Source organism: Streptosporangium sp. NBC_01755, from assembly GCF_035917995.1.
GTDB lineage: Bacteria > Actinomycetota > Actinomycetes > Streptosporangiales > Streptosporangiaceae > Streptosporangium.
The window spans coordinates 550,288-563,342 of sequence record NZ_CP109131.1 but is presented as its reverse complement, the minus strand read 5'-3'; the positions used below and the strand labels follow the sequence as shown (position 1 = coordinate 563,342).

Below are 13,055 nucleotides of genomic sequence, written 5' to 3'. Positions count from 1 at the left end.
CCGGGGTCGACTCATCGCGCGGTGTGGTCGCTGCACTCCCGCTCACCGCCGGTTGGCCCGTACGGCCGCCGCCAGCGGGGTGTGCGGCCCCGCCGCGAGGATCAGTTCCTCCTGCAGGCGCGCATCAGCTCCCGCAGTTGGGCGTGGGACGCGGGGGGCCAGGAAGCGCACCGGGGGCCGAGCCGTACGAAGCCGTCCGCGACCTCCAGCCAGGCCGAGTCGTGCAGGCGGCGCAGCGCGCCGATCGCCCAGTTGCGCATCAGGTCGTCGCCGCGCCCGATCAGTGCCCGGTACGCGGACAGCACGTCGTCCACCGTGGCCGGAGTGCCCGGCCACGGGTCGGTGGTCAGGTCGCTCCAGCAGCACCGCAGCGCCGCGGCCAGCACCCGCCGGGTCTCGCCGGATCGTTCCACCGTGACCGGCGCGACCTGGTACTCCTCCAGAAGCGACGGGGTCGCCCCATCGGGCCAGACCGGCAGCGCCATGCCCGTCCCGTCACCGCGCCCCAGTCGCGCCATCCCCACCGGAGCCGCCTGCCCGGCACGGAGCGCGAGAGGCCCGCCCGCCCTGGCACGGACATGTGCCGTCGCGGACGGCTCGGCCTCCGAGGCCCGCGGGTATGTCTCGATGGCACGGACATGTGCTGTCACGGACGGTTCAGGTGCGACTCCCTGGACCCGCGCGTACGTCTCGGAGCCGGCCTCCCCGGTCGTCACCGTGTGCCCGGATGCCTCGGCGTCGGCGCTCGCCGGTCCGGTCGTCGAGGCCGGTACGTTTCGCGGATCAGCCGACACCGCCGGTCCTTTCCAGATGGCCGTGGGAGAGCCAGGCGGGCTCGGCGCCGGGGATGGCGGTGAGACCGTCGGACCAGCGCAGGCGATAAGGGGAGTCGGGGCGCAGGTCGGCCGAGACGAGGTCGGCCAGCAGGCGGCGGGCCGAGACCCACTCGCCGTCGGCGGTGAGCAGCTCCTCCAGCCGTGCGGTGGAGCGCCCGGCGAGGGCGGCCTCGGCCACGGCGGTCAGGTGGTCGAGGCCGTCGGTGGCGGGGTCGTAGGTGTCGGCGGGGCCGGTGTCGGGCAGAGCCGAGCGCGGGGGAGTGGGCTGGGCGGGCGCCGGGCGGGGGCTCTCGTCCACGGCCCTGACGATCGCCGCCGGGTCGTGCCAGGGGGCGGGGGCGTCGAAGACGAAGCCGTCGAGCACCGAGGCCAGCCGCTCCTTGCTCGCGGTCTGGGCGAAGGTGCGCCAGAGCTCCGCAGGGAGCAGCGTCAGGTTCCTCGTCGTACCCGCGGAGTCGGCCAGGCGTCCGGCGGCGCGGCGCGAGGCGTCGCTGTAGGAGTAGATCGCGGCGCGCAGCTCGGTGCAGACGCGGTCAAGGTCGGGCCAGCGGGTGAGGATGGTGCCGTGCAGGTTCTGCGCCCGCCGGGCGATCTCCTCGGTGCCCCACAGCTTGGGCGCCTGCTCGCGCAGTTCCTCGATGGTGCCGCCGGTCAGCGTGATCAGCTCCAGGGCCCAGAGCCGGAAGGCACGCGAGAGGTTCTGCGCGCTGGTACGGGCCTCCTCCATCGTCGTGCGGGGGTCGGCCACGTTGAGGTCTTCGAGCGCGAGCAGCCGGTGCATCTCCGACTGGCCGCCGTCGTCCATCATCCGGCGGATGAACATCAGCCCCACCACGCTGGTGAACGACGCGCGGTAGCGGAGCTGGTTGGGTTTGGGGAACACCTCGCGGATCGCGCCGAGGCCCCGCAGGACCCGGAGCCGGTTCTCGAACCGGTCGAGCGGATAGGCGCGGCAGACGTGACGCATCTGCTCGTGGGTCAGCCATTCCTCGCCGGCCTCGGCGAACGCCGCGAACAGGGTCTCGGCGATGTCGACCAGCGCGGGGTCGTCCACCACCGCGCCGCTGTCGCGGGCGAGCGCCGCGAACATGCGGCGGTAGGTCGAGAGCACGGCCTCCTCGGTGAGGGCCGAGTCGAGCGTGAGCTCGTGGTTCGTCTCTGGCACGCGCCCTACCGTAAGGCTTGTGCCCGACATCCCTGACCCGCACGAGCCAGAAGCGCAGATGGGGCGGGTCCGTCGGATGCCTCTCGCGGAACGGAGTGGGAGCGTGCTCACCATCGTTTTCGCAACTATTCGCAACTTTCAGGACAGATCGCAACATCCGACGTACGGTCGGAGGATCAACCCCCCGCGGTGACGAGGTGACGGAGATGGCGACCTCCACAGCACGCATCGACGAGGCCAAAGGCATCCTCGCCGCCCGGCTCAGAGCGCTCCGCGCCGACGCCGGGCTGACCGGGCGAGCGCTGGCGGCCAAGACCGGCCTGGACCACACCAAGATCTCCAAGATCGAGAACGCGGTCCAGATGCCCAACCAGGCCGACATCCGGACGTGGTGCGAGGCCTGCGACGCGGACGAGCAGGTGGTCGACCTGATCGCGGCCGCCCAGAACATCGACGCGATGTACACCGACTGGCGCCGCCTTGAGGAGAGCGGTCTCGGCCACGTGCAGCGCTCCTTCCAGCCGCTGTACGACAGGACCCACCAGTTCCGCGTCTGGCAGCACTCGGCCGTCCCCGGCCTGCTCCAGACCGGCGACTACGCCCGGGGTCACCTGCGTGCCGTCATCGACTTCCGTGGCATCCCCGACGACATCGACGCCGCGGTCGCGGCGAGGATGAAACAGCAGGAGATCCTGCGCAACGGGAGCAAGCGGTTCGCGTTCATCGTCGGTGAGCAGGCACTCCGCACGCCGCTGGTCGGCCCGGCGGAGATGGCCGCCCAGCTCGACCGGCTGGCGGAGCTGACCTCGGGTGTCGCGAACGTGTCCTTCGGCATCGTTCCCGCGACGATCAGGCCGCCGCTCATGCCGCCGGAGAACTTCTGGATATACGACGCCAACCGGGTCCGCGTCGACACCGTGCCGGGCCAGATCCAGCACAAGGCCCCGAGCGACGTGGTCGTGTACGAGAAGGCGTTCCGGGCACTGAGCGGTGCCGCGGCCTACGGGCAGGAGGCCCGCGTCCTGCTGCGTTCCGCGGCCGCCGCGTTCCGCGAGATATGAACTCGCAACATCGCGCAACATGGTTGAGGCGGCCATCTCATGATCTCTAATCTCGCGAGTGTGACCGTTGATCACACATCCCCCGAAGATCTCGCGCCTCACCCAGCCGAACTCCGGGCCCGTGAACTGGCGGCCCTGCTGGCCCGAGCCCACAACATCCCGGCTGACGTCCACCGCCTGCCGTCCGGCAAGGTAGTCGTCTCCGTCTACTACGGGCTGGTCGCCCGCCTCGACGACGCCTGCCGTTTCTGGTGGGTCGTCCCGGCCTCTACCGGCCGGCACAGACCGCTGTGGACGAGCGCCGCCACCCCGGTCGCGGCCGCGTTCCGGATCGCCGCCCACTACCGGGAGATACGGGCCCATCCGCTGACCCACCTGATCTGCGGCGGCTACCTGCTGACCGACGTCCTGCTGGAACACCACGCCGCCGTCGCCCCGATCTGACGCCGCCGAGATTGCCGCTGTCACTGCTGCGCAGCAGTGGCCTCTGGACCGTGGAGTAGGGCAGGGCCTGGTATTCGGGAGGGGTTCCGGTTGTCAGGTCCGTCGTCGCCTGGGTCGCCAGGTGGAGCTCGTTGGCCTGACCGACCAGACCGTGTCCCACGTAGTAGAGGACGAGCACCTCGGTCGCCTGCCGGGCCGCGTCGTCAAGAAGGCTCGCGAAGTGTTGCGGATCCGCTGGTTGAAGCGCTCCCCACGGCTAAAGCCGGGGGATTCCAGCCGGCCCGGACGCCGCTGTTGCGGTGGTCTGCGCTGCTGTTGCTTGGCGGCTGGCCTTCCGGCCCACGCGGTTGCGTGGTCTGCGCGCCCCAGCTCGCACACCCGGCCTGGGCTGTGCGAACTCCGCCCTCCCGGCGGTGAGTACGTTCTTGGCGGCGTTCACGTCGGCGTGTTCGGTGTGTTTGCAAGAGGTGCACCGAAAGACCGCTTGGCTCTCGCGGGACCTCCGATCCACCACCTTGCACACGTTGCACGTCTGACTCGTGTACGCCGGGTTGACAGTGATCACGTGGGTGCCCGTATACCGGGCCCTACCACGGGTGGCCACCTCGATCCGGTACCAGCCCTTGTCCAAGATGGACCGGTTCAGTCCGGCCTTGGCGGCGGCCCCGTTCGGCAAGAACGCGCCCGGCTGCTCAGGGTCTGGCCTGGGTTCGACGCCGGCGGTCATGTTCTTGGTCTTGAGCGCCTCGAACATGACCATCTCAAAACCCGTGGCCAGGGTATGGGCGGTCTTGGCGGCGAAGTCCTCCCGGCGTCCGCGGACCGTCCGCACCATGTCGGCGACCCGCGCGGCGGCTTTCTTGCGCCGAACCGACCCCTTCGTGGTCCGGGCGAAGTCCCGCTGAAGCTTCTTGACATGCTCGACCTCCCGATCACGGGCGAACACCCGGTGGTGGAAGCGGCCGTCCGAGCGGGTCACGACCTTGACCACGCCCCGATCGATCCCCACGGCGCTGCCGGGGCCGGCGTGCCGCTCAGGCGGGGTGACCCCGTCCTCGACGAGAAAGCCGATGTACCAGTGCTCGCCGTCCCGGCTGACGGTAGCGTTCTTGACCTTCCCGCCGAGCGGGCGGGTGATCCGGAAGCGGACCCAGCCGAGTTTCGGCAGCCTCACCCGCGCCCAGCGCCGGTTGAGCCGCTCGACCGTGATTTTCCCGCCCTCGGGGAACCGGAAGCTCGGCGGATTGGCGGCCTTCGACTTCCAGCGGACTTTCCACGTGCCGTGCTTGGCACACGCCTGATCCAGGTCGATCAACGCCTGCTGGGGACAGTGACCGGGTACCTCGGCCAGCCAGGGGAAGTCATCTTTCGCCTCAGCCACCTGGCGGCCTGGTCGTGGTAGCCGATCCACCCACCGCGCCGACGGTGGATCCGGCGCTGTTCCAGCGCGGTGTTCCACACCGACCGGCACGTCCCGCCGATGCGTTCGGCGAACTCCCCCTGTTCGGGGGTGAGGTCCAGGCGGTACCTGCGTCCGGTGAGCATCGGCGATCACCGGTTCTTCTGGTTCTCGACGTAGCGCTTGACCACGTCCGGGGGCGCACCGCCCACGGTCGCCACGAAGTAGGAGTTCGTCCACAAGGTCGGCAGCTTCGACCTCAGCGCCGGGAATTCCTCGCGAAGCAGGCGAGAAGTACGGCCTTTGACGGCCTTGACCAGCTTGTGGATCCCGAACTGGGGGTCCACCTCGACCAGCAGGTGAACGTGGTCGGGCATGACGTCGAGCTCCACCGGCCACGCCTCCTTCTCCTCGATCACCTCACGGATCAACTGTTTAAGCCGTTCTTCGATCCGGCCGCCCAGAACCCGCCGCCGGTACTTGGGGCACCACACCACGTGGAACGCGCACTGGAAGGCGATGCTGCTGTTCGTCCGGAGCGTCACGGTCACACTGAGTCACCATACAGAAGGAAGCTATCTACCGCTCAAAGATTCGATTACCCATCAAGGAGAACTCTCATCAGGTTCAGAGCATGCTCGGGCCTGGCGGCCCTCCCGCGCCGGGCTTACCCCCATGGCTAAAGCCAGGGACCCGCGCCCGGCATCTCCGATCGACGCACCTGGTGAGCCGTGCGGGGATCCAGGCCGGCCCTGTCCACCAGGCAGTCCCCGAGGTCCTGAACCGTCGTACGGCTCGCCGGCACGGAGGGCAGGTGTGAACCGGGAACGTAGCTTCCCGAACCGACGAGCAGCACGCGCGTTCCCTCGTGGGACAGCAGGCTCACCGCTCAAGCTCCGATGGGCGACCCGCGACGGTTTCGGCGATCGGGTGACCCGCGACGGCTTCGGCGATCTGGCCGGTGAGCGCCCGTACTCCTTCCGGGGTCAGCGACTTGACCCCTTTGGCGGTCACCTCGATCTCCTGACCGTCGCGCGAGATCCGGATCGAGACCTCGCCGGGTCGGCTGTTCAGCCAGGCGATGACGATGCCGGCGAGGGCCGCCACCGCGCCCCCCGATCCGAGGGCCACCTGGAGGAGGTCGGTCGTCGGGCCGAGCTCGTGAGGTGCCCCGTCCCGTTCGAGAATTCGGACACGTCCGCGGAATTCCGGTTCCTCGATCAGCCACGAGTAGAGATTACGAAGCTGGTCGGCCTCTGCCCGTAAGAGTGCGTCCACGATTCCTCGCCACCTTTCCGCCTGCCGTCAATTTAGCCGCGACTTAGCCGCGACCCTGATTATGGTGGCCGGTTCGAGTAGATCGCCAGAACGGGGCTGCTGCGCGGCGTCGGTGGAGGGCGATCCGACGGGATGCTGAGCAGTCGGTCCTCATTCGGGCTGGATGTCCACGCCGATTACCTGATCCACGGGGCGCGGCCCAGGTGGGGCTTGCGCTGGAAATCCTCTCTTGCGAGGACGATAGCCTCATGTCGGGTGTTTCGGTGTTTAACTCTGGTACGCAGTAATCAGCTGAATTCTGTGGGTAGTCTCCTCGCGTGTGGGCAGTGGCCCCGGGCCAGGCACGAGCGCACCGCGAAACGACGGGGGAGACAACCCATGATCAGCGTCCTGATCGCCGAGGACATGCACCTGGTCCGGGGGGCCATGGTCGCCCTGCTCTCCACCGAGGACGACATCAAGGTCGTCGGCGAGGTCGGTCACGGCGACGAGGTCGTCCGCTCCTGTCTGCACCATCGGCCGGACGTCGCGCTCCTCGACATCGGCCTGCCCGGCACCGACGGCCTCACCGCCGCGGCGGAACTGCGCAGAAGGCTTCCCGACTGCGCGACGGTGATCCTGACCGGACTCGCGACCCCGGCCGCGCTGCACCGCGCACTGGACGCCGGCGCGCGCGGCTTCGTCGTCAAGGACACCCCGGCGGGCCAGCTCGCCGACTGCGTGCGCAGGGTGGCCGCCGGTCAGCGGGTCGTCGACCCCGAACTGGCCGTCGCCACCCTCAACGCGAAGCCGAACCCGCTCACCGCACGCGAACTAGAGGTCCTGCAGGCCGCCGCCGAGGGCGCGCCGGTCGGCGAGATCGCCGACCGGCTCTGCCTGTCCGGCGGCACGGTCCGCAACTACCTGGGACGAATCCTCACCAAGGTCGGTGCCCGCACACGAGTGGAAGCGGTCAGAATCGCCAAGGAGGCGGGCTGGCTCTGGTCCGACGACCTGGCCGAACTCGGCCTGATCCGCTATCGGAGGACAGGGTAGGCGCGTCGGCCGGTGAACCCTTTGAAGAGATGCCCATTCCCTACGATGAGGTCATGGGCAGCCGGTCAGGGCTCCCTACGAGGAGGCCATGGGCAGCCGGTCAGGGCGGGCAGGGGGTTCGGGCGCCGATGCGGTCGCCTGTGCTCCGTCGAGGGCTCGCCGGATCGCGGCGAGGGCGGCGTTCGGGTCGTCGGCGTAGAAGCGGAGCCGCCGGGCGGTGACGACGGCTCCCAGCGGGCGCACCGCGGTCACCGGCTCCGCCAGGTCGACGACCAGGTTCGTCTGGGACGACACCGCCAGGGAAAGCTCGTCGCCGGTCACCTGCAGGAGCCTCTCGTGGTCGTAGCGCCGGTCCACCCGTACCGACTCGACCAGCGCCATCGGCACACGGAGATCGAACAGGGCGCCCCAGCGGAGCCTGAGCTCGCCCGGTGCGGCGACGTGGGGCCGGGTGATGCCGGCGGCCGTCATCGCCAGCATCGTGACCACCGCGTACACGTCCAGGACCGTTACGACCGCGTGGACGACGGGCCAGGGCAGCAGGATGGCCAGAACCACCGTCTCGATCACGCACACCACGAGCAGGATGAGCATCATGGGGGTCTGTTCGCGGGCGTAGCCGATCGCGACGGCGTCGCCGTGAACTCCCTGCCGCCGCCCGGCGACCAGGTATCCGATGCTCGCCGCGGCTTTCGCCTCATGCGCCGTCAACCGCAGGATCGGCTCGGGAACCAGCTCCCGCAGTGCCGCCCCGGCAGCCTCGGCGGCCGTCAGGCCCTGTGACCGGTGCCTCCTGAACGCCCCGGCCAGCAGGAACGCCTCCACCCCGACGAGGGTGGCGACGGCCACCTCGGCCACCACGATCACCGGCATCGGGACGGGGACGCCCGCGACCAGGCACACCACCAGAGCCATCTCAGCGGGGAGCACCGCGTAGGCGATCGCGCGGACCAGCCGTCTCATGACAGCCGTCCGGTGAGAAGCCGCAACGTCTCGCGTACGACCTCGGCCTGGGCCGGGGGAAGCTCCGCCAGGAAGGTCTCGCCGAGTGGATCGGTGGAGGCCCCCGGGAGATCGGAGCCGAGGAGGGCCAGTAGGTCGGCCGGGATGTGGTCGGCGAACTCGGCGGCCAGTGAGGGGATCCGCGGATCGTCGGCGGTCGCCTCGGTCAGCTCACCGAGCCTGCGGTAGAGCTCGTAGGAGCGGGCCACGGCGCCGGGGTCGGTGGCCATCGGCCGCATGGCGGCGAACAGCCGTTCTCGATCCTCGGGAGTGGCGGTCGTGTCCATCAGCGCGAGCAGTTCGCGGTCCCAGGCCGCCGGCGCGGGTTCCGGCAACTCGCTCGCAGAGGCCGACATCGCACCGAACAATCCGGCCAGTCCGGGGGAGACCACGTCGTCGGGGTCAAGATCGGCGCCGGAGGCCTTTTCCAGCAGCACCGCCAGCCGGGACCGGCGCTCCTGGATCGCCCGCTCCTGGCGGGCGAGGTCGGCGTCCAGTTCGACGAGCACCTCGTGCAGGTCGCGGCCCCGGTCGTCGGCCAGGACGTCGCGCACCTCCTCAAGGGCCAGGCCGAGTTCGGTGAGCCGCCGTATCCGTGCCAGCTCGACCGCGTCCCGCAGGCCGTACGCGCGGTAGCCGTTGGGTCGTCGCGGTGGTTCTGGCAGCAGTCCCTGGTGGTGGTAATGACGTACGGCGCGGGTGGTGATGCCGACCAGCGCCGCGACCTCTCCGATTCGCATACCTGCATTACAGACGTTGACGTCGCGTCAAGGTCAAGCTCCTCCCTGACCGCGACCTACCGCGGGGGCCCTCCTTCACGAAAGCGGTGTACGGGCGCCTCGGGGCTGAAAGCGTGGCGAGGGCGAGTGATCATCTATGTCAGCGCTCGTCACGCCCCTTCGGCGAGTCTCCAACACCGGCCCGCGCCCGTCACCGTCGCGCAGCGGCCCCCTCCAGGGGGTGGTGCCGCGGGGATCAACTCGGCCGTAGCAGTTCGACGAGTTCCGGGGCGATGCCCGGGAATTTCCGGTCCGCGGTGAGCAGTGCGTCGGCCCCTATTCCACGTGCGGTCGCGATGATGAGGGCGTCCGGTACGCGAATTGTCAGGTCCGCGGCCCTGAGCAGGTCCGCGCTCTCAGTCGTCGCCTCGTTCACCTCGACGATCCGGTCGATGACGGCGGCACGGAACGCCCCGAGCATCTTCCCGGCTGTGACGCCCTTGCGAACCGCGCCCACCCGCAGTTCGCTCCAGGTGATCACGGAGATGGCGAACGAGGCCGCCTTGTCCTCCCAGTGGCGGACCGCGTCACGAGCATGGCTGTGCAGCGCGTCATCGGGATGGAGTAGGCCGGCGATGACGTTGGTGTCGAGCATCACGGTCGGCACTCGTCATCTCCAGCTCTCGCGGTTCGCCTCGACGAGCCCTACTTCCACCCTTCGGCCCCGACGACGTGTGACCATCGAATAGCCCATCTAGCTCAGCGGACGTGCCTCGGAGGTGGCGGTGACGATCGCGCCGAACACGAGAAGGGTCACCGGATCCGCAAGCGTGGCGGTCATCGTGCGGGCGTCGTACGTGGGCATGGGCGTCACTGTAACCGCGTTGAGCAGTCTGCTGCGTCTCTATGCTTCGGCATCGGTAGGTTGAGTTCTCATGGACAGCGCAGAATTTCTGGATCAGGTGCGGGAGCTACGCGGCCAGGGCAGATCTCCGAAGGAGATCGCTCGCACGTTGGGTGTGTCGCCATCGGTTGTTGCCCCGCTGATACGGGCTGTCGCGGCGGAGAACCGTGCGACGGCTCCTGCACCGGAGATTGTTGGTTGCTGGGTCAACGTCGGCTGGAGTGTGGGCCTGTCAATTGACGAGGGGCGCGGCTGGGTGGACGAGGCCGCGTCCGAAGACGGGACCGCGGGCATAGTGAGCGTGCTGGTCGCCCGGCGGCATCGCTGGGACAAGGTGGCGGTGTGCGGCTACCTGGTAGATGTGTACTGCCTGGGGGTGAAGAAGGCTCTGGGGCCTGACATCATGGATGAGCTGGCTCTGCTTCGGTTCCTCCCTGACTACTACTCCGCCTATTCATCCGGGTGGCAGGAGGCGCCAATCGAGCTCGCACAGGACATCGTCTTTGGCGCGATCGAGTACGCGCGCGGCCTTGGCTTCGAGCCCGCTGCGGATTTTGCGCAGACCGCCGACCACCTCGGCACGTGGGAAGGGCTGTCCGCGATCACCTTCGGCAAGGACGGCCAGCCGTTCTACATCTCAGGCCCGCACGACAATCCCCGGAGCGTCGTCAAGACCCTTGAACGAACGGTTGGGATAGGCGACTTCCACTACATCGTCACGGTACCGGAACGTCCCTTCGGGCTTACCGGCCATGCTTGGGGCGGGTGATCTGCCGAGTCGGGTGATCGTGGGAGCGGTCGTCTTACGGCAGGTAGCTTCCCCCGAGGACTTCGGGATATAGCTCCGAGGGCTGGCTTGCTTCCGGTCGTCTCGGGTCCTGCCGAACGATCACCATGCCCATGCTCCCTGGCAGATATGACCGGGGTACCGGCAGACCAACACCACCTCCCGCACGCGCGCCTGGATTGCGCTGAACACGGGACATGCGAGTCCTCCTTCGGTGAATGGGATGCCGGTCACCACCCGGCTCTGTTTAGATGAACATCTAGAAGTGCACTGAAAATCTTGCGTTCTGGTCCCGCCTCGGATGATTCGGGGCCAGACTCGTTGCGTGCAGGGTGAATGGGCTGGAGAACCGGTAGGGCCGGATGTGTGGCAGACCTGCCGGGAGCTGATCCCAGCCGGGAGCGTTTTCGCGTTCCTGGCCGAACATCGGCAGACGCTGTTCCCAGCAGACATGTTCACGGACATGTATCCCTCGGCGAACGGGCGGCCGAGCATGCCGCCGCAGGTGCTCGCCACAGTGATCGTCCTGCAGAGCCTGCACGGGCTGTCGGACTTCGAGACGGTTCAGGAACTGCGTTGTGACCTGAGGTGGAAGGCCGCCTGCGGCCTGGGTCTGTACGACACCGCGTTCGACCCGTCGCTGTTGACCTACTTCCGACGGCGCCTGCAGCGCTCGGCCGATCCGAACCGGCTGTTCACCAAGGTCAGGGAAGTCGTCGCGGCCACCGGCGTCCTCAAAGGCAGGCAGCGCCGGGCGTTGGACTCCACCGTGCTGGACGACGCGGTCGCCACCCAGGACACCGTCACCCAGCTCATCGCCGCGATCCGCCGGGTCATCCGCGACGTCCCCGGCGCCGAGCCGGTCGCCGCCCAGTGGTGCACCGCCCACGACTACACCGACCCCGGCAAGCCGAAGATCGCCTGGAACGACCAGCAGGCGCGGGACACACTGGTCGACGCCCTGGTCACCGACGCCCTTAATCTCATCGCTCACGTGCCCGGCCAACCGCTCGGCGAGACGGCGGCAGGCGCCCTCGGACTGCTGGCACTGGTCGCAGGACAAGACGTCGAGCCCGCCGACGGCTCCGACGGCCGATGGCGGATCGCCCGGCGCACCGCCCACGACCGCATCGTGTCCACGGTCGACCCCGAGGCCCGCCACATCCACAAGAACCGCACCCGCCACCAGGACGGCTTTCGCGCACATGCCGCGTTCGAGCCCGAGGCGGGGCTGTTCACCGAGGTCGCCCTCACCGCGGGCAGCGGCGCGGACAACCACGAGGCCGCCGTCGCCCGAAGCCTCCTCGCCGGCGACGACGATGCCCTGACGGTACTGGGCGACACCGCCTACGGCACCGGCGACCTGCGACAGACCCTCCAAGCCGACGGCCACACCCTGGTGATCAAGCCGCCGCCGCTACGCCAAGCCGTCCCCGGCGGCTTCACCACCGACGATTTCCAGGTCGACACCCAAACCGGCCGCGTCACCTGCCCGGCAGGCCACACCAAAACCCTCGGCCGCCCGCTGGCAGGTGGTAACCGCCAGGCCCAGTTCAAGATCCTGTGCCGCACCTGCCCACTGCGCGAACGCTGCACCACGTCCAAGACCGGACGCACCTTCAACGTCCACCCCCACTATGACCTCCTCAAAACCGCCCGGCAGCAGGCCGCCACCAGTCAGCGATGGCAGCAGGAGTACCGCCGCTGGCGACCACCCGTCGAACGCGCCATCGCCTGGCTGGTCGCCAAAGGCAACCGTCGCGTTCCCTACCGCGGCGTCCTCAAGAACAACATCTGGCTCCACAACCGCGCTGCCGCACTCAACCTCCGCCGCCTCATCAACCTCGGACTCACCCACACAGGCGGCGCCTGGGCACTGAACCCCGCCACTGCATAAGCCGCCGGGGCGCCTGCTCCGCGCCGATATCCACTCAAACCAAGATCTTCAGTGCACTTCTACTACTACTAGTCAGCGCGGTCAGCCGTTGGTACCCGGTGGTGGGTGTTGGAGTTCGACGTCGTTGATCTGGGTCAGTAGGTCTTGGACGTTTCTGGCTTCGATGGGTTCGGGGGTGTTGGTGTTCCAGGTGGGGAAGGCCCAGTAGCGGCGGGCCCAGTGGCGCCAGAGGATGACCCATCCCGGATGGCGGGCTTCCAGGTCGCGGGCCAGCTCGGTGGCGTTGTCCGTGCTTGCTGCGGGTGGGTCGGTACGGGCAGGATCTGTGCCGCGGCGGCGGCCTTTGGGGCGGAGGGGTTCGTTTGCCGGTGTGACCATGGGAACCATCGCTTTCTGCCAAGTCACCGTGGGGTGGGGAGGCCGGCGTCCCGGACGAGGGGGGACCAAGTCCAGGGACGCCGGCCTTTTTGTACGGTCCGCGCCCGGCGCGGGGGAGCCGTCGGCGTGGACCGGCTCCGGGGTCGGCGG

Annotated in this window: 16 protein-coding genes; 5 read left to right on the top strand and 11 right to left on the bottom strand. The window is 68.9% G+C overall.

The window, feature by feature from the left end; all coding sequences use genetic code 11:
* Positions 1-101 precede the first annotated feature (101 nt).
* Together OG884_RS02315 and OG884_RS02310 are read right to left on the bottom strand one after the other, a co-directional pair.
* On the bottom strand, positions 102-794 hold the full coding sequence (locus OG884_RS02315) for a hypothetical protein (protein WP_326641624.1): 693 nt from the start codon (positions 792-794) through the stop codon (positions 102-104).
* Positions 784-2,001 carry a hypothetical protein gene (locus OG884_RS02310; RefSeq protein ID WP_326641622.1) on the bottom strand — a complete coding sequence of 406 codons (1,218 nt, stop codon included), beginning with the start codon at positions 1,999-2,001 and terminating at the stop codon, positions 784-786. Before OG884_RS02310 ends, OG884_RS02315 begins: the two co-directional genes overlap by 11 nt.
* Positions 2,002-2,207: 206 nt before the next feature.
* Between OG884_RS02310 and OG884_RS02305 the strand changes: the two genes are divergently transcribed.
* Both OG884_RS02305 and OG884_RS02300 read left to right on the top strand, forming a co-directional pair.
* Positions 2,208-3,062 (top strand): helix-turn-helix domain-containing protein, encoded by an 855-nt coding sequence (locus OG884_RS02305; RefSeq protein ID WP_326641620.1) that lies wholly within the window; start codon positions 2,208-2,210, stop codon positions 3,060-3,062.
* A gap of 60 nt (positions 3,063-3,122) precedes the next feature.
* Complete coding sequence (locus OG884_RS02300) at positions 3,123-3,506, top strand: hypothetical protein (RefSeq protein ID WP_326641618.1); 384 nt, start codon at positions 3,123-3,125, stop codon at positions 3,504-3,506.
* A 256-nt stretch (positions 3,507-3,762) separates the two neighbouring features.
* On the opposite strand, the gene OG884_RS02295 is transcribed toward OG884_RS02300, so the two are convergent.
* The 5 genes from OG884_RS02295 to OG884_RS02275 all read right to left on the bottom strand — a co-directional run bounded on the left by OG884_RS02295 (position 3,763) and on the right by OG884_RS02275 (position 6,183).
* Positions 3,763-4,887 carry an RNA-guided endonuclease InsQ/TnpB family protein gene (locus tag OG884_RS02295; RefSeq protein WP_326641616.1) on the bottom strand — a complete coding sequence of 375 codons (1,125 nt, stop codon included), beginning with the start codon at positions 4,885-4,887 and terminating at the stop codon, positions 3,763-3,765.
* Entirely contained in the window at positions 4,818-5,051 is a 234-nt protein-coding gene (locus tag OG884_RS02290) for a helix-turn-helix domain-containing protein (protein ID WP_326641614.1), read from the bottom strand. Before OG884_RS02290 ends, OG884_RS02295 begins: the two co-directional genes overlap by 70 nt.
* 6 nt (positions 5,052-5,057) lie before the next feature.
* Entirely contained in the window at positions 5,058-5,456 is a 399-nt protein-coding gene (tnpA, locus tag OG884_RS02285; protein WP_326641612.1) for an IS200/IS605 family transposase, read from the bottom strand.
* A 128-nt stretch (positions 5,457-5,584) separates the two neighbouring features.
* Complete coding sequence (locus OG884_RS02280; protein ID WP_326641610.1) at positions 5,585-5,791, bottom strand: hypothetical protein; 207 nt, start codon at positions 5,789-5,791, stop codon at positions 5,585-5,587.
* On the bottom strand, positions 5,788-6,183 hold the full coding sequence (locus OG884_RS02275; protein WP_326641608.1) for an effector-associated constant component EACC1: 396 nt from the start codon (positions 6,181-6,183) through the stop codon (positions 5,788-5,790). Before OG884_RS02275 ends, OG884_RS02280 begins: the two co-directional genes overlap by 4 nt.
* A 378-nt stretch (positions 6,184-6,561) precedes the next feature.
* Here OG884_RS02275 and OG884_RS02270 point away from each other — a divergent pair, with 378 nt between their 5' ends.
* Positions 6,562-7,218 (top strand): response regulator transcription factor, encoded by a 657-nt coding sequence (locus tag OG884_RS02270; RefSeq protein WP_326641606.1) that lies wholly within the window; start codon positions 6,562-6,564, stop codon positions 7,216-7,218.
* 75 nt (positions 7,219-7,293) lie between these two features.
* Here the strand turns inward: OG884_RS02270 and OG884_RS02265 are convergent, their stop codons facing one another.
* The 3 genes from OG884_RS02265 to OG884_RS02255 form a co-directional block, all read right to left on the bottom strand.
* Positions 7,294-8,181, bottom strand: a complete 888-nt coding sequence (locus OG884_RS02265) for a hypothetical protein (RefSeq protein WP_326641604.1) — start codon at positions 8,179-8,181, stop codon at positions 7,294-7,296.
* On the bottom strand, positions 8,178-8,960 hold the full coding sequence (locus OG884_RS02260; RefSeq protein WP_326641603.1) for a MerR family transcriptional regulator: 783 nt from the start codon (positions 8,958-8,960) through the stop codon (positions 8,178-8,180). Before OG884_RS02260 ends, OG884_RS02265 begins: the two co-directional genes overlap by 4 nt.
* 235 nt (positions 8,961-9,195) lie before the next feature.
* A complete protein-coding gene (locus tag OG884_RS02255) occupies positions 9,196-9,606 on the bottom strand; it encodes a type II toxin-antitoxin system VapC family toxin (RefSeq protein WP_326641601.1) in 411 nt (136 codons plus the stop codon).
* A gap of 268 nt (positions 9,607-9,874) precedes the next feature.
* Between OG884_RS02255 and OG884_RS02250 the strand changes: the two genes are divergently transcribed.
* Both OG884_RS02250 and OG884_RS02245 read left to right on the top strand, forming a co-directional pair.
* Positions 9,875-10,612 carry a helix-turn-helix domain-containing protein gene (locus OG884_RS02250; RefSeq protein ID WP_326641599.1) on the top strand — a complete coding sequence of 246 codons (738 nt, stop codon included), beginning with the start codon at positions 9,875-9,877 and terminating at the stop codon, positions 10,610-10,612.
* 343 nt (positions 10,613-10,955) lie between these two features.
* Positions 10,956-12,527 (top strand): IS1182 family transposase, encoded by a 1,572-nt coding sequence (locus OG884_RS02245; protein ID WP_326639485.1) that lies wholly within the window; start codon positions 10,956-10,958, stop codon positions 12,525-12,527.
* Between the two features lie 81 nt (positions 12,528-12,608).
* Here the strand turns inward: OG884_RS02245 and OG884_RS02240 are convergent, their stop codons facing one another.
* Entirely contained in the window at positions 12,609-12,905 is a 297-nt protein-coding gene (locus tag OG884_RS02240) for a hypothetical protein (protein ID WP_326641597.1), read from the bottom strand.
* Between the last annotated feature and the right edge of the window lie 150 nt (positions 12,906-13,055).